The sequence below is a fragment of the Brucella sp. NBRC 12953 genome, from assembly GCF_040369775.1.
GTDB classification, from domain to species: domain Bacteria; phylum Pseudomonadota; class Alphaproteobacteria; order Rhizobiales; family Rhizobiaceae; genus Brucella; species Brucella pseudogrignonensis.
In genome coordinates, this window is sequence record NZ_BAABSV010000006.1 from 48,403 (window position 1) to 68,857 (window position 20,455).

Below are 20,455 nucleotides of genomic sequence, written 5' to 3' on the forward strand. Positions count from 1 at the left end.
AAAATAGCACATCTTGCGTAAAATCAGGTTTTCAGCTAGGTTTGGCACAATATAGGATGGATGATTAGGTTTAAAATCCTCTTTGGCGGGCTATAGCAATGTTTTCTCATGATAGCGTATGGGCTGCGATCGATGCCTTGGCAGAACGCAATTCTTTAAGTGCGTCCGGTCTTGCGCGCCGTGCAGGGCTTGATCCGACCACTTTCAATAAATCCAAGCGGTATGCCTCTGATGGACGCGCACGCTGGCCATCGACGGAATCGCTAGCTAAAGTCATGGAAGCGACGGGCGCAACATTCGATGAGTTGACCAGGCTCATTCGTGGCGAAGCCTCGACGCCTAATTATGGTGACTATTTGCAGGAGCCTAGCGCTATTCCTCTGCTTGGCATGGCAGAAGCGGGCGGGGGTGGCTATTTCGATGATGCTGGTTTCCCTGCAGGCCAAGGCTGGGATGTCGTGCAGTTTCCAGCCGCACCCACCGATAATGTCTATGCGCTGGAAGTTTCTGGCGACTCCATGTTGCCGCTTTATCGTGATGGCGATACGCTGGTTGTAGCACCCAATGCACCGGTTCGCCGCGGCGACCGCGTGGTTGTTCGTACCAAAGACGGAGAGGTTATGGCTAAAATCCTGCATCGCCAGACACCGCGTACGATTGAACTTCACTCGTTCAATCCAGAATTTCCAAACCGTTCCTTTGAGACCAAGGATGTCGAGTGGATCGCCCGTATTCTATGGGCGAGTCAGTAATGGCAAAACAGCATACAAAGAGCCATGCACGCATTGTTTTTGGTGTTTTCGCAGGCATAACCGGGGCCATTCTTGTGGCCGCATTTGTCGCGCCGTTTTATGGAGCGCTTGATCGCCCGGTCACTGTTGTCGAAAGTGGTGACGGTCAAAGCAAACCGGAATCGGGTTCGGGCAATGGAATTGTCGTCGAGCAGTTCGATTATAACGAGCCTGATAAGGACACAGGAGCAGATAATCCTGCGGCGTCAGAGACACCGGCTCCAGAAGCTGCGCCAAACACTAATGAGCAGAACTCTGCCAGTCAGAGTGGTCAAAGCGGATCGCAGCAGGATGGACTGGAGCGCGAGCCTGCGCGCCCACCTCTGAGTGATCTGGGGCTGGCCTCAACGCCAAAACCACCAGAGCCGCCAGCACCTGCCGCATCTGTAGACGAGGGCGAGCCGATGCAGCTTTTGCAGCGTCCTGTTGCGATTGCCGCGGGTAAGCTCGAGAGCCAGGGCAGGACTGTTGATCTGCAGGGTATAGAACCCATGCCGATTGAACAAACCTGTCAATCGGCCTCTGGCGAAAGCTGGCTTTGTGGCATGCAGGCGCGAACGGCGTTTCGGCAATGGTTGCGGGCACGTGCAGTCATGTGTCGTTTGCCACAAAATGACAGTGGTGCTGCTGTTTCAACGCAGTGCAGTGTTGGCAATGAAGATCCCGCACAGTGGTTGGTTGCCAATGGTTGGGCGAAAGCTGTCGCGGGCGGTGCCTATCAGGAAGCAGGGCAAAAAGCCGAAGATAATCGTTTGGGTATCTTCGGGAACAAGCCTGATGCATCCCTTCAAAGTCTGGAGCCTGATAATGGTGGAGCGTTGGAGAATCCTTCTCCGCTCGCGCCACAGACGGAACCAGTGCCGACTTCGCCGTCACCACAGCAAGGCGAGTTTCCTCCGGCGCCTACGGCACCCGCTCCAGCAAACTGAGTTATAGCTTTGCCAGCAGAAGTGCGAAGCGCCTCTGCAAGGAAATCAGTTCGCCGGACTGATTTCTTCTCCTGCTGCTTCTGAAGCCTGCGATCAGCTTATGTCCCGACCACGGCCTTCTGATCCTGTCTCAAAGGCTTCTTGAGTGGGATCGTGATCACAACGAGACATGAGATAACAAGCACCACGCCAAACCAACCCATCAGCGGCAAACGCTCGCCTACAATGATTATGGCCAGTATCGCAGCGACTACCGGTTCGATCAGTGTGATAGTTGTCGCCATGCTGGCCGGAATACGCGCAAGACCGATCCCAAAGCAGACGTAGCCAAGAAACATTGGCACAATAGCCATATAGATGCCGACTGCTGCATTGTTCCATGACGCCAGAAACGGGCCGCCGGCCACGATCAAAACCGGCATAAGCAATAATCCGCCAAGCCCGAATGTAGCGCCCATGGCGACAGAGGACCGAACGCCATTGAGCATCATGCGGCGCGCAGTCCATGAGTAAAGTGCATATGTGAGGCCACCAAGAAGTCCCAGACAAATGCCTGTAATAACGGAGCTATTTGTTTCTATAGCTGCATGGTCTGCACCTTCTGCGACCGTAATCAACACGATCCCGGCAAGCCCAATCAGCGCGCCAAGCAGCCATTGGCGCGAGAGTCGCGCACCGTCGAACAGATATTCGATGAGAGCGGAAAGCAGCGGTGCTGAGCCGATGGTGACGACCGTTCCGATTGTAACACCAGCCATCCGCATGGATGCGTAAAAAGCCAGTGGGTAAATGGCAACCGCAAGTCCACCTAAAACAAGAAGCGCCCATTGCTTATTCAGAAGGGACAAGCTGCGCACAATCCCGCGTCCGGCGAGCAGTGCCTGCAACAAGCCCCCGATCCCCATAGCTGCGGCACCGATTGCAACTGCACTGACTTCGGGCGCGAAAGTGGCAGCAGTGCCAGTCGTTCCCCATACAACGGATGAGAAGAGAACGGCAGACACACCAATTGTGTAATCACGGGATGAATTGCTCACAATGCCTCCAGCATATCAGAGACGATTGCACGGGCCTCTTGAACGCAGCCGCTATTACCTTCGAGACCTGCCCTTGAGATTGATCCCTCAAGCAGAAAAGACATATGTCTTGCGAGTGCAGCAGCACGATCAGGGACATCGGGCAGAAGCTCTGTCAAATGCGTGATGAGTAGCGCCTCAACCTCTCTTTTGTGATGTTTGACTGCCTGCCGCCCAATATCGTCTGCGGCTAGTTCTGCCGCAGCATTGAGCAGGCCGCAGCCGCGAAAGCCGCGTTCATATTCATGCTCGGCATGGTCCTGATAGGCGTCAAAAACGGCAAGAACTCTGTCTTTGGCCGTCGCCGCATGTTCCAATCGTGCATGATAAAGGCCTAGCCACTCGGCATGTCGTGCTTCGAGATACTGGTTTACCAGATCAGCTTTCGAGGCGAAGTTGTTGTAAAGGCTCTTCTTAGCAACGCCCGCCCTTTCAACAATTGCGTCGATGCCGGTGCCACCGACACCGTTATTATAAAAAAGAACGGCCGCGGCTTTGAGCAGCTTGTCGCGCGCACTTTCCGATGGAGCTTTTTCGATACTCATAGTCCTGCCTCGTCAGTAGTTAGGTCGTACTACCTACTAACGAGGATTGAGTCAACGGAGCTGATTTTGACCAAGGGCAAACGCGTCGAGCGCCATCCGCATCTCATTCGTAGAAAGCGGACCGCCATGGCCTTCCGTTTCGATAACGCGCAGCCGACTTGCAGTCCATGCTTGATGGAGCCTCCACGCGGTTATCGCCGGTCCACTGAAGTCCCTGCGTCCGCAAATCAAAATCGCCGGAATATGTGCGATCCGGCCCATATTCGCCAGAATTTCAGCGCCATTGCGAAGGAAGCCGTCATTGGCCCAGTAATGCGTAACAAGCGTTGCGAAGGCCAGGCCTTGCAGATCATCGAAACGGCTTTCGATCGGCGTCCAATTGGGATCAAGCGAGATATGCGTCGATTCCCATGCATTCCAATTCAGCGCAGCCTGCAAGCGTTCTTCCAGACTGCCATTGGCAAGCCGTCTCGCATAGGCTTCAACAACCCGCTCACCTTCTCGTCTTGAAGAGGCTTTCTCGAACTTTTCCCATTCTTCCGGAAAAAGGCATCCAACGCCTTCGGTGATCCAGTTCACTCCCTCACGGCTCGTGGTCGTGACGGCAACGAGTGCCAATTCAGTCACCCGGTCGGGATGCGCTTGTGCGTAGGCGAGCGCAAGCGTAGCACCCCATGATGAACCTGCGATCAGCCAGGCATTGACGCGAAGATGATTTCTGACTGTTTCAATATCTTCAATCAGCGTCTGGGTCGTATTGAGATGAAGCTGGTCGAGATCATCAATCACCAGCGGACGACTGCGCCCGCAACCGCGCTGGTCAATGCCGATGATAAGGTATTTTTCGGGATTAAAGCGCTGCCGATAGCTGCCCGTGCGCAAGCCGCTTCCCGGCCCGCCATGAAGATAAAGCGCTGGCTTTCCTTCCGGATTGCCCGATGCCTCCCAATAGATTTCATTGCCGTTTGATACAGCCAGCAGGCCTTTGGCGAAGGGGTCGCATTGGGGGTAGATCATTTCTGCTCCGGCTAGAGCGGCTCGCATTTAATCGTAGTCATTGCGCTTGCTCTATCTCTATATTTTTGCGCATGTCGTTTCCGGAAAACCGGTTCCCACTTTTCCGCGACATGCTTAAAGACCGGGCATAAAAAAAGCCTCACCCGGTACGATTCCGGGTGAGGCTTCTCATAAAAATATCAAGCGCTTATGACAAGGTGCCAGCAAGAGCCTTCTGAATGAGTGCGCGGGTTTCATCGATGCCATAAAGAGCAACGAATGAACCAAAGCGTGGGCCGCGTTCCTGACCGATCAGCACTTCATAGAGCATCTGGAAGAAGGAAACCGATACGCCCGGACCGCCTTCAGGGCTCTTCTTGGTGTGATCCTGATAACGCTCGATTGCACGGGCAACGTCCAGAATGGCGTTCTGGATGTCGGTGCCATCAGTACCGGCAGGCAGCGTTGCAAGCTTGGCATCAAGGCCTTCCAGTGCTGCGCGTTCCACATCGTCAGGGGTGCGGAACTGCTTGGTCGGCTTGACGAAATCATTGAAGTAGCGGATCGCATAGCCAACGAGCGCGTCGAGTTCCGGATTGTTTTCCGGCGTAACACCCGGCACATGGCGCGAGATGAAGCCCCAGAGAACGCTTGGGTTTTCTGCATTGGATGCGCTCACCAGATTGAGCATCAGCGCGAATGTAACCGGCAGTTCAACCTTTGGCGGGTTGCCGTAATGGATGTGCCAGACCGGATTGTTCAGACGGTCTTTCCACTCCTGACGGTTATAAGCCGAGAGATAAGTGAAATATTCGTCCACGGCCTTCGGGATCACGTCGAAATAGAGCTTCTTCGCGGTCTTTGGCTTCTGGAAGTTGTAAAGCGCAAGGCTTTCAGTTGGCGCATAGGCCAGCCATTCGTCAATCGCGATGCCGTTGCCCTTTGACTTCGAAATCTTCTGGCCGATCTGGTCGAGGAAGAGTTCGTAGACGAAATGCTCTGGCGCGCGACCACCAAGGATTTCGCAGATGCGGTCGTAAATGCCCGCATTGGTCTGGTGATCCTTGCCGAACATTTCAAAATCGACGCCAAGCGCTGCCCAGCGCATACCGAAATCCGGCTTCCACTGCAGCTTCACATTACCGCCGGTGACGGAAAGCGTGGTTTCAACGCCGTCTTCATCGTCAAAAGTGATGGTGCCAGCCTTGGCATCCACGCTCTTCATCGGCACGTAGAGCACGCGGCCAGACTTCGGCGAGATCGGCAGGAATGGGCTGTAGGTCGCCTGACGCTCTTCACCGAGCGTTGGTAGCATCACCTTCATGATGTCGTCATAGCGCTCGACAGCTTTCAGCAACACTGCATCAAACTTGCCGGACTTGTAGTACTCGGTCGCACTTGCGAATTCGTAATCAAAGCCGAAAGTATCGAGGAATCGGCAGAGCATTGCGTTATTATGCTCGGCAAAGCTCTTGTATTCGCCGCCAAATGGGTTTGGCACGGCTGAAAGCGGCAGTTGCAGATATGGCTCAAGGGCTGCCTTGTCCGGCACATTGTCCGGGATCTTGCGCATCCCGTCGAGATCGTCCGAGAAGCAGATAAGGCGGGTCTTGACCTTGTCTTCCGTCAGAATGCGGAAAGCATGGCGGACCATCGACGTGCGTGCGACTTCGCCGAACGTACCGATATGCGGCAGGCCCGATGGTCCATAGCCGGTTTCAAAGATCACGGTTTCAGGGAAGCCGGTCTTCTCATAGCGCTTGAGGATTTTCTTTGCCTCTTCAAAAGGCCACGATTTCGCTTCCGCAGCCGCCGCGGTCAGTTCCGGGGTCAGCGTAATTTCGGGAAGACGGTGCGAAGTCATGATTTTATCCTGATGTCCTGTGAAGGGCTTTATTTGTTGAAATCTTTTACACTGAAACGTGTCATTGCTCTATGGCGCGGTGGAACTCACACGTCAATCTTTGCCGCGGCAATTCCGACCGAATTTCCTTGCGCAAGTCTTACAGGCTCCCTAATTTTCTTGGAAATTAGCCGAAACTATGATTCCGGTTGAACGATGCAGGAGCATTCGATGAAAAACATTTCACCTCAGGACGCACTCGTTTACATCATGGTGACGACTTCCGCCGCAGATACAACCATGACTGATGCAGAGCTGGCGTCGATCAGCAATGTGGTGTCGCGCCTTCCAGTTTTTCAGGGCTTTGATGCTGCGAGATTGCCAAAGCTGGCGAGTGATTGCCTCGAAATGCTTTCTTATGACGACGGCCTGGAACGAATTCTAGATCTTGCGCATGATGCAATGCCGGAAAAGCTTTACGACACAGCCTATGCACTGGCGGTTGAAGTGGCGGCGGCTGACCTGCATGTCGAGCAGGAAGAACTTGAATTTCTTCAGATGCTTCGTGATCGCTGGGCGCTGGATGAGCTGACTGTTGCAGCCATTGAGCGCAGTGCGCGTGTGCGTTTCCGCAAGCTTTGAATTAGAGATTGTGATTGAAAACGGGCGGGGTAAATCCCGCCCGCGGCATAAGTTAGTCTGGCTTAGCAGACGACAGGAACGCGCCGTGCTTTGCGCCATTCAAGTGCTGTCCGCATCATATGGGCAGCTTCGGCGAATGTGGCATTGTCTTTCCAGCGTTCCGTATGAATAAGATTTGACGGAACGATATCCCTCAATGCTTCAAGCGTATGGCGAGGGACTGTATCGGTGCAGCGCCATAGACGACGGAAAACGACGCTGATACGCGTGATCTTACCATTGATTGCTACGACTGGTTCGGCCGTTTCAAGGTTCCAGTCTTCATAAGCATCCACTGCGTCCTGAAATGCGTGATGCAAATAGATCGGTGCATGACCGTCATGAAGTGGGGGCAGCAAACTAGACATTTCTGTTTCCTCTCTTCCAATGGTGGTTCAGCTACAGGCACTTACGGAACTTTAGAGCGTCGTTCGCCCTCCTGGGCGCATAAAGGTTGCTCTAATACTCTCACACAGGACTCCGCAAATGCGGTTCAAAAGAGCTGATCTCGGCTCTTCAACTGTGTGCCGTATCAATTTCTCCTCACGAAATACGACAACACATAATTAACCATGATCTATGCAAGGGAGGGTGTTTGGCAAGGAGAAAATTTCTTTAAACGAGCAGGAAGGGGAAAATCAGTTCGCTTCCCTTAAGACGGTCAACATTGCTTCTGACCGCTGTTTTGTGGGATTTTCGGGCTCATTCGAAAGTGACGTCCATTCCAAAAAGAGAAACAGTTTTCGATATTTATTGCCACTGTGACAGGATTTTCCCTGCAATTCGCTGAGGCCCGGTGTAGACAAATACAAAGGGAATTGAATTTCAGGGGCAGTGATATGGCTCGGTTTATTGCATCACGCAGGGCATTTCTGGTTGGTTCGACATCGCTTGCGGCTTTGCCGCTGTTGCCCCGTTGGGCGCGGGCCGGAGGCACTCCGCAAAAAGGTGGACGACTGGTCGTGGCCGCAGATTCCGAGCCACGCAATCTGAACCCGGCCATTGTCGCTTCCAACGGCGTTTTCTTCGTGGCGAGCAAGGTGATTGAGCCTCTGGCCGAAGCCTCATTTGACGGTGAGAACGGTCTGGAGCCACGCCTTGCGACCAGCTGGGAAGGCTCTGATGACGGTCTGACCGCAACCTTCCACCTGCGTGATAGCGTCAAATGGCATGACGGTAAGCCCTTCACATCCGCAGACGTTGCGTTTTCGGCGTTGCAGGTCTGGAAACCTCTGCAAAATCTTGGCCGCGTGGTGTTCAAGGCGCTTGAGAAGGTCGAAACGCCGGATGAGCATACGGCAGTTTTCCACTTCAGCGAACCAACACCGTTTCAGCTTATTCGTAATGCGCTGCCAGCGCTGACCGCAGTGCTGCCAAAGCATGTGTTCGAGGGCACGGATATTGCCGCCAATCCCGCCAATGAAAAGCTGATTGGCACTGGCCCATTCAAATATGCCGAGCACAAAACCGGCGAATATTATCGCCTTGCGAAAAATGAAGATTATTGGGGCGAGGGCGAGCCTTATCTCGATGAAATTATCTATCGTGTGCTGCCGGATCGTGCTGCAGCAGCAGGTGCGCTGGAATCCGAGGAAATTGACCTTGCTGCGTTTTCCGCCGTGCCTCTGGCTGATCTCGACCGCATTTCAAAAGTGCCGGGGATCAATGTCATTTCCAAAGGCTATGAAGCGCTGACATATCAGCTGGTCGTCGAAATCAATCATCGCCGCAAGGAACTATCAGACCTTAAAGTTCGTCAGGCAATCGCTCATGCGATTGATCGTGATTTCGTTGTGAAGACGATTTTTCTGGGCTATGCCAAGCCGTCGACTGGGCCGGTTCCGCAATATGACAGCCAGTTTTATACCGGCGATGTTGCCGCTTATCCTTTCGATGCAGCGAAGGCCAATGCGCTGCTGGATGAGGCGGGTTATAAGCGCGGCAAGGACGGCACGCGCTTTGCACTGAAGCTGCTTCCAGCCCCTTATTTCAACGAAACCAAGCAGTTTGGTGATTATCTGCGGCAGGCGTTGGCGGAGATCGGCATTGATGCGCGTATCGTCAACAATGATTCAGCAGCACATCAGAAGGCAGTCTATACCGATCACGATTTTGATCTCGCCATCGCACCGACCGTCTATCGCGGCGATCCCGCAATTTCGACGACCATTCTGGTTGAAAGCGGTATTGCGGCAGGCGTGCCGTTCTCCAATCAGGGTGGTTATGCCAATGCGGAGCTGGATGCGGTGATTGCCAAGGCTGCACATGAAATTGAGGAGGAAAAGCGCACCGCGCTTTATCATCAGTTCCAGCAATTGGTCGAAGCTGATCTGCCGCTAATCAATGTGGCGGAATGGGGCTTTATCACGGTTGCCAATGACCGCGTTAAGAATGTCTCTAACAATCCGCGTTGGGCAGTTTCCGACTGGGCAGATGTGTTTATTGCACAGTGACGAAATTTTGTGACGAAGCGTTGCTTTGATTGTACGCTCGCGGCGTGGCGCAGATTCTCACCCTTTTCAGGAAACGTCTGATCAGCAGCATGATTGTGCTGCTGATTGTTATTATTGGCTGTTTTTTGATGTTGGAAACAGCACCGGGCGATGCTGTTGATGCCTATGCGGTAAGCTTCGGCGGTGATGCGAATGCCATTGCCGAAATGCGCGCTCGCTGGGGGCTGGATCAATCTGTTTGGCACAGGTTGACTGCCTATCTTGACGCACTTTTGCAGGGCAATCTTGGCTGGTCGGTCAGTTTCAACCGCCCAATTCTCGATGTCATTCTCGAACGCCTTCCCAATACGCTTTTGCTGATGGGCGCTGCGACGGCGCTGTCATTCGCGGTCGGCTCGGCTCTGGGGATTGTCGCAGGCGCAAGACCGGGAAGCTTTCGCGATCGTTTCCTCTCGGTTGCCTCGCTTGTCCTCTATGCAATTCCCGGTTTCTGGCTGGCACTTGTGCTGGTCATCCTGTTTTCAATCCGGCTGCGCTGGCTGCCTTCAAGCGGCATTGAGACCATTGCTTCCGGCAAGGAAGGTCTGGCGCGTGGGCTTGATATAGCGCGCCATCTCCTGCTGCCGGTGGTCTCGCTGGCGCTGATTTATCTAGCCCTTTATCTGCGTGTGATGCGCGCTTCCATGGCCGACATCTGGCGCATGGATTTCGTCCGCGCACTGAAAGCGCGAAGCATATCACGCCCGCGCATCGTGCTGTGTCATGTGGCTCGTAACGCGCTGTCACCGCTTGTCACCATGCTTGGGCTGCAAGCTGCTTCCATGCTGGGTGGTAGCGTGGTGATTGAAAGCGTCTTTGCTATTCCCGGCCTTGGAAGGCTTGCACAGGAGGCGGTTGCCAGCCGCGATACGCCTTTGCTGCTGGGCGTCATTTTGACGAGTGCCATCATGGTGATCGTGGTCAATTTTATTGTCGATCTTCTCTATCTCTGGCTTGATCCGCGCATATCTGCGGGAAAGGCCCGGCCATGAGTGGGATGAGACGTTACTTCGGATCGGGCGAAGGCATTGCAGGCGCGATTATTCTGCTCGTGCTTATCGCAGCAGCACTTCTTGCGCCGCTGCTCTTTCCCGGCGATCCGCTGCGTATTGTTGCAACGCCGATGCTTGCGCCGTTCGACAATGCATCGTTTCCGCTCGGAACAGACAGGCTGGGTCGTGATGTGCTGGCCGAGCTTTTCCATGCGAGCCGTGCATCGCTGGTCGTGGGGCTGGCCGCAGCGGCTGCATCCATTCTGATTGGCAGCATTGTCGGTACGCTGTCAGGTTTCGCCGGTGGTCTGGTCGATGAAGTGCTGATGCGCATCACGGAAGCTTTTCAGACTGTGCCGGGCTTTTTGCTGGCGCTGGCACTGGTCAGCATAGCCGGACCTTCGCTGCCGGTCTTGGTTGCGGCGATTGCACTTTCTAGCTGGACGCAGGCTGCACGCCTTACGCGGGGGCAGGTGCTGTCGATCCGTGAGCGCGATTATGTGGCGTCAGCCCGCGTTATCGGTATGCACCCGCTGGAAATTGCTTTCCGGCAAATCCTGCCCAATGCCTTGCCGCCCGTGCTGGCGCTTGTGCCGGTAATTGTCGCCTCTGCAATTCTGATTGAAGCAGCGTTGTCATTTCTGGGGCTTGGTGATCCCAATCGCGTGACATGGGGTGGCATGATTGCCGAAGGCCGCACAGTTTTACGCTCTGCACCGTGGTTGTCCATTCTGCCCGGGCTTGTGCTGGCTTTGACTGTCGTCGGCGTCTATCTCGCGGGCGAAGGCATCACGCAGGCTGCATCGCGGCGCGAGGTGCAGGCATGAGTGTGCTCGCCCATATTGAAAATCTCGGCGTGCGTTATGGCAGCGATACCGCGCTCAACAATCTTGACCTCGATATATATGCCCGTGAAACGCTTGCGATTATCGGTGAAAGCGGTTCCGGAAAAAGCACATTGGCGTTGGCCCTTGCCGGCCTGCTGCCAGCCAATGCTCGCATTTCAGGCGCAATCCAATGGCCGAATGGAAAACCAAAGCCGGGCCGCGATGTGGGCTTTGTGTTTCAGGATCCGGCTTCAAGTTTCGATCCCTTGATGCGCGTTGGTGCGCAACTCGTTGAGACAATCCGCGCCCACGAAAACATTGATCGTCATGAGGCAAAAGATAAGGCGCTCAAGCTGTTGGCGCGCGTGCAGATAGCGGAGCCTAATTCAAGTTTTTCGCGCTATCCGCATCAGTTTTCCGGTGGGCAGAAACAGCGTATCGCCATTGCACTTGCCATCGCAGCAAACCCCACTCTGTTGATTGCGGACGAGCCAACCAGTGCGCTCGATACCATTGTGCAAAGGCAAATCGTGGCACTGCTGCGCGCCTTGGTTCAGGCTGACGGCATGACGCTGATCTTCATCACACATGATATTGCGCTGGCTTCCAATTTGGCGGATCGTATTGCCGTGTTCCGTCATGGTGAACTGGTGGAGAGCGGCCCAGCGCGTGCGATCATAGCAAACCCAAAGAGCGATTATACAAAAGCGCTGATTGCAGCCGTTCCCGTGCTGGAGCCGCAACATGGATAGAACTGTGTTGCAGGCGACTGATCTGACCGTGCGCTATGGCGACAAGCTGGCGCTGGATCACGCAAATCTTGAGATTGCAGCAGGTGAAACGCTGGCGCTGGTCGGGCCTTCCGGCAGCGGTAAATCCACATTGGCGCGCGCACTTCTAAGGCTGCATCCGCTTGAATCCGGTTTTATCCAGTTTGAGAATGAGGATTGGCTCGCGCTCAAAGGCAGCAAATTAAGAAAGCGCCGCGCGCTGATGCAGATGGTATTTCAAGACCCGCTTTCGGCATTCAATCCACGCGCAACGGTGCATGATCTGCTCAGCGAACCGCTGCGTATTCATGGGATAAGACGCGATATTTCCGAGCTTTTGCAAAAGGTTGGCCTTGATCCCAAGTTGAGCAAACGCGGAGTGCATGAGATTTCCGGTGGCCAGCGTCAGCGGGTGGCAATTGCGCGGGCCTTTGCAACAACACCGACGCTCATCGTTCTGGATGAAGCAGTGTCGGCGCTCGATGTGACGGTGCGTGGCTCAATTCTGAAATTATTGAAGGAAATACAAAAGGCCGAAGGCACGGCCTATCTCTTCATCACGCATGATCTGGCGGTTGCTGCACAAATGGCCGATCGGATTGCTGTGATGGAGCGGGGGCGTATTGTCGAATGTCGCCCTGCGCGAGATTTGATCGCGGCACCGCAAGCGCTTGTTACAAAGGCGCTTATCGATGCAGTGCCGAAAATACTGATTTAGGCTTTACCCAGCTCAATCGAACGCTTGCGTGCCGCATCGACAGCATCCGCGACCAAATTCTTGAGGCGATCTTCACCCATCAAGACGTTCAGTGCTGCGGCGGTTGTGCCATTGGGGCTTGTAACCTGCTCGCGCAGCTTGGTTGGGCTGTCGCTGCTTGCGGCAGCCAATGCACCTGCACCCATGACTGTCTGCATAGCAAGAAGCGCTGCCGTTTCGCGCGGCAGACCAGCGGTCACACCAGCATCGGTCAGCGCTTCAATGAAGTGGAACACATAAGCTGGGCCCGAACCGGAAACGGCAGTCACGGCATCCATCTGGGCTTCATCGTCGATGCTTGCGACCTTGCCCGATGTCTTGAGTAGGCTCTTTACGAAAGCAGCATCGTCATCGCGGACATTGGCATTCTTATAGGTGACAAGCATTCCCTTGCCGATTGCGGCAGGCGTGTTTGGCATACAACGCATGATTTTTGCATCGCTGCCCAGGTGCTGTTCGAAGAATGAAACCGGAATGCCAGCAGCCACGCTGACAAAGGTAGCATTAGGTGCAAAGCGCTTATAGGCAGGCAATACATCGCCCATGACCTGCGGCTTGACGGCAACCAGCACCATGCGCGGATTGAGATCATCGGAGAGGGAGTCGGCGCTTGAGCAGGCATTTACACCTGCAAGCGCTGCGCGGCTCTGAAGGGCTTCGGAAGGTTCAACCACATGCACATTCTCGGATTGTAAAATGCCGCTGTCGAGCCAGCCTTTGAGCATGGCAAAGCCCATATTACCGCAACCGACGAGAATGACTGTATCTTGCATGAGAAAGTTCCACCTTCATGAATCGAGTGTTTAAGCACTGTCGTTTGTTGGGTCCGATATAGCCCTCCATAAACACAAACCGCAAGGCGCGAAGGCAAAAACTCTGGAGAAGAGACGCGCTTTAATGTTTCAAACTTGCAATCAATTCTTTGTTGAACAGATGCTGTTTTATGGATAGGTCTCTTTCTGGAAAATAGTTACGACCTAATAAAATCTGTTGTAAATCATTGCTTTAAAAGGTGAGCAAATGCTTGGAAAAGCTTTCCATATCGTGCGTGTGGTTGCAATTGCAGCCGGTGTTATGACCGCAGGTGCAGCCGTCGCCGAAACGCCAAACGGTCCGGAATGGGCCGTTAAGGAAATCAGCAAACTGTCCGATGCTGATCTTGTTATTTCGTCACCCGCAGGCAAAGCACTTATGGATAAGCTGGCTCCCGACCATGACAAAGCTTGTGGCAAGCCAGACGAAAACCGCCCGGACTTTGACGAGTATTGCTCATGGGCTTTCAACAATGAAGAGGCCGATTTTGATGTCCTTTTCGGCATTAAAGACGGCAAGATCGTCAGCGTCGTAGCGTCAACTGTGCCTGAAAATAACGATGTATGGGTATGCGGGCCGACCAAAAAAGATATTCCTGAGAGCGACTTGCAGACATGCAATGTGCGTTCAGCTGATGAAAAGAGCCGTGCGCATTGGTCGGAAAGCTGGGAAAGCTTCCTGAACTCGATCAACTAATGCTTAGTAACTAAGCGCAGGCTTTTATTATTCATAATAAGTGGCGCTGACGTAAGTTGGCGCCACTTTCTTTTTATAATTTTATTGTGATTTATTGATTGCTTACTCTTTATGTTCCAAGATGCGGTGCATATTGCATTGAGGGGAACAATGGATCCTGCATTAACGACTGGCGTGCCACCTGCGGAAGCTTTCACGCATGTTCGCATCATCATAGGCATTATTCTTGGTCTTTGCGTATCCCGTCTTCTGACGGGTTTCGCGCGTTTCATCCAGCATCCAGGCAAGCAGAAAATCTACCCGGTTCATCTGGGCTGGGTGGCTTTCATCCTGCTTTCCGTCATCCATTTCTGGTGGTTCGAGTTTAGCCTGCGCACCATTCCTCTATGGACCTTCGAGAAATATTTCTTCGTTATTTTCTATGCCGGGCTTTATTTCCTGCTCTGCACGCTGCTCTTTCCCGACAGCATGGAAGAATATACCGGCTATCGCGATTATTTCCTCTCGCGGCGAAAATGGTTCTTCGGCATTCTCGCGCTGGTTTACGTCGCTGATGTCATCGATACGCTAATCAAAGGCATGGAGCACTATAACCTTTACGGGATCGAATACCCAATTCGTGTCGGTGCGCTGATCGCGGGCAGTCTCATAGCGATGTTCACCGATAACCGGCGCTATCATGCGATCTTTGTCAGCGTCGCGCTCCTCTATGAAATAGCCTTCACGCTCCGGCATTTTGCGACTTTATCCTGAAACTTGCCTTTTCTGAGATTGTCATCTCAGTCGATGACGCTTATTGGCATGTTTTCAGGATCAAGGCGCTGTATCCCAAGGCATCGCCTGTTTAAAACGGAGCATTCGATATGGCCCAATTGATCGATGGCAAGAAGCTCGCCGAGGATGTGGTTTCCACGGTGAAGCGTGAGACCGAAAAGCTCGTTGGCGCGACCGGCGTTGTGCCGGGCATTGCAGTGGTGATTGTCGGTGAAGATCCGGCAAGCCAGGTTTATGTCGCCTCTAAGGGCAAGAAAGCCAAGGAATGCGGCTTTGTTTCCGTTCAGCACGATTTGACTGACGATGCTTCTGAGCAGGAACTTCTCGATCTCATCGACAGCCTGAATAACGATCCTGCCATCCACGGTATTCTGGTGCAGCTGCCGCTGCCAAAGCACATCGATTCAGGTCGCGTGATCCAGACAATCTCGCCAGAAAAGGACGTTGACGGCTTCCATTTCATCAATGTGGGCAAGCTTGGCACCGGCGAAGTCGACACGGCTTTTGTTCCATGTACGCCGGCTGGCGCGATGATCATGATCGAGCGCGTTCATGGCCGTGATCTGTCGGGCCTTAATGCCGTTGTGATTGGTCGTTCCAATATCGTTGGCAAGCCGATGTTCAACCTTCTGCTCGCAGCCAATGCAACAGTAACCGTAGCACATAGCCGTACTAAGGACCTGCCAGCGATTGCCCGCACCGCCGACATTCTGGTTGCGGCTGTTGGTCGTCCGCAGATGGTCAAAGGCGACTGGGTCAAGCCGGGTGCGACAGTGATTGATGTCGGTATCAATCGCATCCCTGCGCCTGAAAAGGGTGAAGGCAAGACACGTCTGGTTGGCGATGTCGATTTTGCGGATGCGGAAAAGGTGTCAGGTGCCATTACGCCTGTTCCGGGTGGCGTCGGTCCGATGACTATCGCTATGCTGATGGCCAACACTTTGACGGCTGCTTGCCGCAGTGTTGACTTCGAAAAGCCAGTATTTTGACACAATTGAAAGGCGTTTTTTGCGCCTTTTTGTGAGTTTTTCGTCAGTTTAAGAGGCAAAGCGGCATAAAAACCGCTTTGCCTTATTTTTAACACGTCAAATTTCAGAAGACCGAAGCGCCTTCGTCAGCTCGCCCGGCGATGTTGCGGAAAGCGCGGAAAAGTTCGCGACCCATGCCATGTTCATTGGCTGAAAGATCCGGGCGCTGTTCGATACGTTCATCAAGAAGCGCATCACTGATGAGAACGTCCAGAGTACCGTTCACGGCATCAAGACGAACAATATCGCCAGTGCGGATTTTTCCAATTGCGCCACCATCGAGTGCTTCCGGCGTCACATGGATGGCAGACGGCACCTTGCCGGACGCGCCGGAAAGACGACCATCGGTAACTAGCGCCACGCGCTGTCCACGATCCTGCAAAATACCAAGCACCGTCATCAGCTTGTGCAGTTCGGGCATACCATTGGCTTTCGGCCCCTGATAACGCACAACTGCGATAAAGTCGCCGGTCAGGTCGCCAGCCTTGAATGCCGCCTGCAATTCGGCCTGATCGTTGAAGACTTTCGCTGTCGCTTCAATGACATGGCGCTCCGGCTTGACAGCTGAAACCTTGATGATCGCATTACCGATATTGCCGGTCAGAACCTTGATGCCGCCGCTTGGCTGGAAGGGCGAGCCGATCTTGGCAAGAACCTTTTCGTCGCCGCTCTTTTCGGGAACGGGCTCGCGAACAACCGTGCCGTTTTGCCCGAGCTTTGGCTCAATCGCATAAGGGCGCAGGCCTTCACCCCAAACGGTGCGAACATCTTCATGCAAAATGCCGCCATCGAGCAATTCGCGGATCAAAAAGCCCATACCGCCCGCAGCATGGAAATGGTTCACATCGGCAAGACCGTTTGGATAAACGCGCGCCAGCAAAGGCACCACGTCTGAAATCTCCGAAATGTCCTGCCACGTCAGTTTTATACCGGCGGCGGCTGCCATCGCAATCAGATGGATCGTGTGATTGGTCGAGCCGCCGGTGGCGTTTAACCCGATGATACCATTGACGAAAGACCGCTCGTCGAGCATCTCGCCGACAGGCGTATATTCATTGCCGCAAGCCGTAATCGCCAGCGCGCGCTTGGCAGCTTCGCGGGTCAGTGCGTCGCGCAATGGCGTGCCGGGATTGACGAAGGATGAACCGGGCAAATGCAGCCCCATGATCTCCATCAGCATCTGATTGGAGTTGGCTGTGCCATAGAAAGTGCAGGTGCCGGGGCCGTGATAGGATTTTGACTCGGATTCGAGCAATTCTGCGCGGCCAACCTTGCCTTCTGCATAAAGCTGACGGGTCTTTGCTTTCTCGTCATTCGGCAGACCGCTCGTCATAGGCCCGGCTGGAATGAAGATCGCTGGCAAATGTCCAAAGGTGAGGGCGCCGACGATCAACCCCGGTACGATCTTGTCGCAAACGCCGAGATAGACGGCAGCGTCGAACATATCATGCGACAGGCCGACGGCTGCTGCCATGGCAATGACTTCGCGCGAGAACAGCGAAAGCTCCATCCCGGCAAAGCCTTGCGTAACGCCATCGCACATTGCAGGTACGCCGCCCGCAACCTGCGCCACGCCGCCTGCTTCGCGCGCGGCTTTGCGGATCAGCTCCGGATAGGTTTCAAACGGCTGATGGGCCGAAAGCATATCATTGTAAGCGGTGATAATGCCGAGGTTTGGTACGACATCGGCGGTCAAAGCCGCCTTGTCATTCGGGCCGCAGGCTGCGAAACCGTGGGCGAGATTGGCGCATCCAAGGATAGAGCGATGCGGCTTGCGGGAAGCAGCCTCGCGCACGCGTCCTATATAGGCTTCGCGGGTCGGTTTCGAGCGCTCAATGATACGCTCGGTGATGGCTTTGATGCGGGTATGCGCAGTCTGCGTCGTCATGGGTATCACCTGCTGAAATAATGCCAGGCTTGCCTGTGGCTAATTATAAAACCCACAGTCTCAAACGCAAACTGCTGCGTTCGATGGGACTGTTAGCTCGTCCAGTAGAGTTGTATCGGCTTGCGGGCGTGACGGAACACGGCGCGAACCGGCATTTCATTTTCGTCGTCGTTGGCAAGTGCTTTCTCAAGCGTTGCCTGCTTGGCAGCGCCTTCGATATGCAGAACAAGCATGTCCGCTTCCACCAACAGTGGCAAAGTCAGTGTCAGACGCTTTTCGCCTGCGCCTTCCGCATGAATTGGCAGAACGACAGCTTTGGTCTTGGGATCGATTGCCTGATCAAGCCTGTCAGCATTCGGAAAGAACGAAGCCGTGTGGCCATCATTGCCCATACCAAGCACAACAACATCAAACGGGCGACGCAATGCATCGATGCGATTTGCTGCTGCAAGTGCAGCGGTTTCTGCGGTTGCTGCCGGATTATAGAGGCCCACAAACTTCGCAACGCCTGCATGATCGCGCAACAGGTGGTCGCGCACCAGCTTTTCGTTGGAACGCTCGCTGGTTGGTGCAACAAAACGCTCATCGACGAGCGTGATTGTAACAAGCGTCCAGTCGATCATCTTGCGGGACAGGATGTCGAACAGCTTGAGCGGCGTTGTGCCGCCGGAAACAGCGATTGTCGCTTGCCCCCGCTCAGCGATAGCGGCAGCCAGCTTGTCCGCAATCGCTTCAGAAAGCGACTGTGCCAATTCCGTTCCGCTGGTAAAATCGTGCCGTTCGATGCTCATGCCATACCTTTCAAGTCAGGACAGAGCGAGCACCCCCTACCAGGTATTCGCGCTCGCTCTTTCTTTTTGGCACAAAGACTGATCCGGAAATGTCTGTCAACGTCTCCGGGTCTTTGCTTTATCAGCTTTCGTGCCAGGTCCGTCCGTCACGCTCGATAAGAGCGATCGAAGACGACGGACCCCATGTGCCTGACGTGTAGCCCTGAACCTGCTGGTTGTTCACATCCCAACCCTTGAGAATAGGGTCAACCCAGCGCCATGCAGCTTCAACTTCGTCGCGGCGCATGAACAGGGTCTGGTTGCCACGAACAACGTCCATGATCAGGCGTTCATAGGCATCCGGGTTACGTTCATTGAACGACTCGGCGAAGCTCATGTCGAGCGGAACGTGACGAAGACGCATTCCGCCCGGGCCTGGATCCTTAATCATCAGCCACTGCTTCACACCTTCATCAGGCTGTAGACGGATGACGAGCTGGTTGGCGACGACCTTGCCAGCATTTTCGCCGAAGATCGAATGCGGGATCGGCTTGAAGGTGACGACGATTTCCGAAACGCGCGATGCAAGACGCTTGCCCGTACGCATGTAGAAAGGAACGCCAGCCCAACGCCAGTTGTCGATTTCAGCCTTCAGCGCAACAAAGGTTTCGGTGTTGCTATCGTCGCTGCCGAGATCTTCGAGATAGCCCTTAACAGGGCCGCCTGCGGATGCACCAGCGCGGTACTGACCGCGAACCGTAACGTCTTCGACATTGGCCGTGGTGATTGGCTTCAGCGAACGCAGCACCTTGACCTTTTCGTCATGGACGGCATCGGCTTCGAGTGACGAAGGCGGCTCCATGGCGACGAGGCAGAGAAGCTGCAGAATATGGTTCTGCACCATATCGCGGAGTGCGCCAGCGGTGTTGTAATAGCCTGCACGGCCTTCAAGGCCGACGGCTTCGGCAACCGTGATCTGCACATGATCGATATGCGCGGAATTCCACAGTGGCTCATAAAGAGCATTGGCAAAGCGCAGAGCCATAAGGTTCTGAACAGTTTCCTTGCCCAGATAATGGTCGATACGGAAAATCTGGTCTTCGCGGAAAACGCTGCCGATGGTGTCGTTCAGCGCATTGGCGGATTCAAGATCGCGGCCAATCGGCTTTTCTACGATGATGCGCGTGTCGCGGGTGATAAGGCCATGCGACTTGAGGCGGCTTGCAATATCGCCAAACAGCGTCGGGCTTACGGCCAGATAGAATGCGCGAATCTTTTCAGGCTTCTTGCCAATGGCATCTTTCAGAGCGGCCCAGCCGTCTTCCGACTTCGCATCGACTGCAACATAGGTAAGGCGAGCAATGAAAGTCTCGACTTCCTTGGCGTCGATTTCAGAAGCTTTGACATGCTCGTTGATCGCATCGCGGGCAAACTTGCGATATTCCTCATCGGTCATGGCGCTACGCGAAGCACCGATGATGCGCGTCGGCTCACTGAGCTGACCTGCACGCTGGCGCTGATAAAGCGCAGGAATCAGTTTGCGCTCGGCAAGATCGCCGGAACCGCCGAAAACGATACAATCGAAGGGCTCTACCGGTATTATCTGGCTGGTCATATATTGCTCTCTTCCACTTCTGACGCAAATCACTGTGCTATAGCATCTGCCCAAAAATCGGAATCGATTTTTGGAAAGCACGATGCGTAGACTGAATAATTTAGAGCGTCCTTTGTACGCCCAAGAGGGCGTACGGCGCTCTAATTGCAGATTGCGATTTTCGTGCAGCCTT

Annotated in this window: 20 protein-coding genes; 11 read left to right on the top strand and 9 right to left on the bottom strand. The window is 54.1% G+C overall.

The features are described from left to right. Positions 1-98 precede the first annotated feature (98 nt). Complete coding sequence (locus ABWV94_RS15235) at positions 99-752, top strand: S24 family peptidase (RefSeq protein ID WP_064321904.1); 654 nt, start codon at positions 99-101, stop codon at positions 750-752. Further along, positions 752-1,720 (top strand): thermonuclease family protein, encoded by a 969-nt coding sequence (locus ABWV94_RS15240; protein ID WP_353414168.1) that lies wholly within the window; start codon positions 752-754, stop codon positions 1,718-1,720. Before ABWV94_RS15235 ends, ABWV94_RS15240 begins: the two co-directional genes overlap by 1 nt. A gap of 98 nt (positions 1,721-1,818) precedes the next feature. On the opposite strand, the gene ABWV94_RS15245 is transcribed toward ABWV94_RS15240, so the two are convergent. The 4 genes from ABWV94_RS15245 to ABWV94_RS15260 form a co-directional block, all read right to left on the bottom strand. Beyond that, positions 1,819-2,757 carry a DMT family transporter gene (locus ABWV94_RS15245; protein WP_312468362.1) on the bottom strand — a complete coding sequence of 313 codons (939 nt, stop codon included), beginning with the start codon at positions 2,755-2,757 and terminating at the stop codon, positions 1,819-1,821. Next, entirely contained in the window at positions 2,754-3,341 is a 588-nt protein-coding gene (locus tag ABWV94_RS15250; RefSeq protein ID WP_312468361.1) for a TetR/AcrR family transcriptional regulator, read from the bottom strand. The genes ABWV94_RS15245 and ABWV94_RS15250 overlap by 4 nt, the downstream gene beginning before the upstream one ends. 51 nt (positions 3,342-3,392) lie before the next feature. Next, on the bottom strand, positions 3,393-4,358 hold the full coding sequence (gene pip, locus ABWV94_RS15255; RefSeq protein WP_312468360.1) for a prolyl aminopeptidase: 966 nt from the start codon (positions 4,356-4,358) through the stop codon (positions 3,393-3,395). A gap of 187 nt (positions 4,359-4,545) precedes the next feature. After that, positions 4,546-6,201, bottom strand: coding sequence for a lysine--tRNA ligase (locus tag ABWV94_RS15260; RefSeq protein WP_064321899.1), 1,656 nt, complete (start codon positions 6,199-6,201; stop codon positions 4,546-4,548). Positions 6,202-6,411: 210 nt separating this feature from the next. Here ABWV94_RS15260 and ABWV94_RS15265 point away from each other — a divergent pair, with 210 nt between their 5' ends. Then, positions 6,412-6,822: a tellurite resistance TerB family protein gene (locus tag ABWV94_RS15265; RefSeq protein WP_007879733.1), complete on the top strand. Its 411-nt coding sequence runs from the start codon at positions 6,412-6,414 to the stop codon at positions 6,820-6,822. 62 nt (positions 6,823-6,884) lie between these two features. On the opposite strand, the gene ABWV94_RS15270 is transcribed toward ABWV94_RS15265, so the two are convergent. Then, positions 6,885-7,229: a BRA0787 family protein gene (locus ABWV94_RS15270; protein ID WP_007879732.1), complete on the bottom strand. Its 345-nt coding sequence runs from the start codon at positions 7,227-7,229 to the stop codon at positions 6,885-6,887. Positions 7,230-7,700: 471 nt separating this feature from the next. On the opposite strand from ABWV94_RS15270, the gene ABWV94_RS15275 reads away from it, so the two are divergent. The 5 genes from ABWV94_RS15275 to ABWV94_RS15295 are packed head-to-tail and all read left to right on the top strand — an operon-like array spanning position 7,701 to position 12,660. Then, the gene (locus ABWV94_RS15275; protein WP_353414172.1) at positions 7,701-9,314 is read left to right on the top strand and encodes an ABC transporter substrate-binding protein; all 1,614 of its coding nucleotides are present in this window, start codon (positions 7,701-7,703) and stop codon (positions 9,312-9,314) included. A gap of 29 nt (positions 9,315-9,343) precedes the next feature. Then, the gene (locus ABWV94_RS15280; protein ID WP_353414174.1) at positions 9,344-10,345 is read left to right on the top strand and encodes an ABC transporter permease; all 1,002 of its coding nucleotides are present in this window, start codon (positions 9,344-9,346) and stop codon (positions 10,343-10,345) included. Beyond that, positions 10,342-11,172: an ABC transporter permease gene (locus ABWV94_RS15285; protein WP_353414176.1), complete on the top strand. Its 831-nt coding sequence runs from the start codon at positions 10,342-10,344 to the stop codon at positions 11,170-11,172. The genes ABWV94_RS15280 and ABWV94_RS15285 overlap by 4 nt, the downstream gene beginning before the upstream one ends. Further along, positions 11,169-11,924, top strand: a complete 756-nt coding sequence (locus ABWV94_RS15290; protein WP_353414178.1) for an ABC transporter ATP-binding protein — start codon at positions 11,169-11,171, stop codon at positions 11,922-11,924. Before ABWV94_RS15285 ends, ABWV94_RS15290 begins: the two co-directional genes overlap by 4 nt. Further along, positions 11,917-12,660, top strand: a complete 744-nt coding sequence (locus ABWV94_RS15295) for an ABC transporter ATP-binding protein (protein WP_353414180.1) — start codon at positions 11,917-11,919, stop codon at positions 12,658-12,660. The genes ABWV94_RS15290 and ABWV94_RS15295 overlap by 8 nt, the downstream gene beginning before the upstream one ends. Here the strand turns inward: ABWV94_RS15295 and proC are convergent. After that, positions 12,657-13,472 (bottom strand): pyrroline-5-carboxylate reductase, encoded by an 816-nt coding sequence (gene proC / locus ABWV94_RS15300; RefSeq protein ID WP_079213691.1) that lies wholly within the window; start codon positions 13,470-13,472, stop codon positions 12,657-12,659. The genes ABWV94_RS15295 and proC overlap by 4 nt on opposite strands. 247 nt (positions 13,473-13,719) lie before the next feature. Between proC and ABWV94_RS15305 the strand changes: the two genes are divergently transcribed. The 3 genes from ABWV94_RS15305 to folD all read left to right on the top strand — a co-directional run bounded on the left by ABWV94_RS15305 (position 13,720) and on the right by folD (position 15,971). Beyond that, the gene (locus ABWV94_RS15305) at positions 13,720-14,208 is read left to right on the top strand and encodes a hypothetical protein (protein WP_113496718.1); all 489 of its coding nucleotides are present in this window, start codon (positions 13,720-13,722) and stop codon (positions 14,206-14,208) included. Positions 14,209-14,358: 150 nt separating this feature from the next. Next, positions 14,359-14,961, top strand: coding sequence for a hypothetical protein (locus ABWV94_RS15310; RefSeq protein WP_007879710.1), 603 nt, complete (start codon positions 14,359-14,361; stop codon positions 14,959-14,961). A gap of 110 nt (positions 14,962-15,071) precedes the next feature. Further along, positions 15,072-15,971: a bifunctional methylenetetrahydrofolate dehydrogenase/methenyltetrahydrofolate cyclohydrolase FolD gene (gene folD, locus ABWV94_RS15315; protein WP_353414183.1), complete on the top strand. Its 900-nt coding sequence runs from the start codon at positions 15,072-15,074 to the stop codon at positions 15,969-15,971. A 103-nt stretch (positions 15,972-16,074) separates the two neighbouring features. Here the strand turns inward: folD and edd are convergent, their stop codons facing one another. The 3 genes from edd to zwf all read right to left on the bottom strand — a co-directional run bounded on the left by edd (position 16,075) and on the right by zwf (position 20,283). Then, positions 16,075-17,898, bottom strand: a complete 1,824-nt coding sequence (gene edd, locus ABWV94_RS15320) for a phosphogluconate dehydratase (RefSeq protein ID WP_353414185.1) — start codon at positions 17,896-17,898, stop codon at positions 16,075-16,077. A gap of 92 nt (positions 17,899-17,990) precedes the next feature. Then, positions 17,991-18,689, bottom strand: a complete 699-nt coding sequence (gene pgl / locus ABWV94_RS15325) for a 6-phosphogluconolactonase (RefSeq protein WP_007879706.1) — start codon at positions 18,687-18,689, stop codon at positions 17,991-17,993. A 121-nt stretch (positions 18,690-18,810) separates the two neighbouring features. After that, on the bottom strand, positions 18,811-20,283 hold the full coding sequence (gene zwf, locus ABWV94_RS15330) for a glucose-6-phosphate dehydrogenase (protein WP_007879705.1): 1,473 nt from the start codon (positions 20,281-20,283) through the stop codon (positions 18,811-18,813). Positions 20,284-20,455: the final 172 nt, after the last annotated feature.

Bases quoted from the DNA above. Each gene is read 5' to 3' on its own strand.
- ABWV94_RS15295 (WP_353414180.1), top strand. From the start codon at position 11,917: ATGGATAGAACTGTGTTGCAGGCGACTGATCTGACCGTGCGCTATGGC.
- pgl (WP_007879706.1), bottom strand. From the start codon at position 18,689: ATGAGCATCGAACGGCACGATTTTACCAGCGGAACGGAATTGGCACAG.
- ABWV94_RS15290 (WP_353414178.1), top strand. From the start codon at position 11,169: ATGAGTGTGCTCGCCCATATTGAAAATCTCGGCGTGCGTTATGGCAGC.
- edd (WP_353414185.1), bottom strand. From the start codon at position 17,898: ATGACGACGCAGACTGCGCATACCCGCATCAAAGCCATCACCGAGCGT.
- ABWV94_RS15275 (WP_353414172.1), top strand. From the start codon at position 7,701: ATGGCTCGGTTTATTGCATCACGCAGGGCATTTCTGGTTGGTTCGACA.
- pip (WP_312468360.1), bottom strand. From the start codon at position 4,358: ATGATCTACCCCCAATGCGACCCCTTCGCCAAAGGCCTGCTGGCTGTA.
- ABWV94_RS15270 (WP_007879732.1), bottom strand. From the start codon at position 7,229: ATGTCTAGTTTGCTGCCCCCACTTCATGACGGTCATGCACCGATCTAT.
- folD (WP_353414183.1), top strand. From the start codon at position 15,072: ATGGCCCAATTGATCGATGGCAAGAAGCTCGCCGAGGATGTGGTTTCC.
- ABWV94_RS15305 (WP_113496718.1), top strand. From the start codon at position 13,720: ATGCTTGGAAAAGCTTTCCATATCGTGCGTGTGGTTGCAATTGCAGCC.
- zwf (WP_007879705.1), bottom strand. From the start codon at position 20,283: ATGACCAGCCAGATAATACCGGTAGAGCCCTTCGATTGTATCGTTTTC.
- ABWV94_RS15250 (WP_312468361.1), bottom strand. From the start codon at position 3,341: ATGAGTATCGAAAAAGCTCCATCGGAAAGTGCGCGCGACAAGCTGCTC.
- ABWV94_RS15310 (WP_007879710.1), top strand. From the start codon at position 14,359: ATGGATCCTGCATTAACGACTGGCGTGCCACCTGCGGAAGCTTTCACG.
- ABWV94_RS15265 (WP_007879733.1), top strand. From the start codon at position 6,412: ATGAAAAACATTTCACCTCAGGACGCACTCGTTTACATCATGGTGACG.
- proC (WP_079213691.1), bottom strand. From the start codon at position 13,472: ATGCAAGATACAGTCATTCTCGTCGGTTGCGGTAATATGGGCTTTGCC.
- ABWV94_RS15235 (WP_064321904.1), top strand. From the start codon at position 99: ATGTTTTCTCATGATAGCGTATGGGCTGCGATCGATGCCTTGGCAGAA.
- ABWV94_RS15285 (WP_353414176.1), top strand. From the start codon at position 10,342: ATGAGTGGGATGAGACGTTACTTCGGATCGGGCGAAGGCATTGCAGGC.
- ABWV94_RS15240 (WP_353414168.1), top strand. From the start codon at position 752: ATGGCAAAACAGCATACAAAGAGCCATGCACGCATTGTTTTTGGTGTT.
- ABWV94_RS15260 (WP_064321899.1), bottom strand. From the start codon at position 6,201: ATGACTTCGCACCGTCTTCCCGAAATTACGCTGACCCCGGAACTGACC.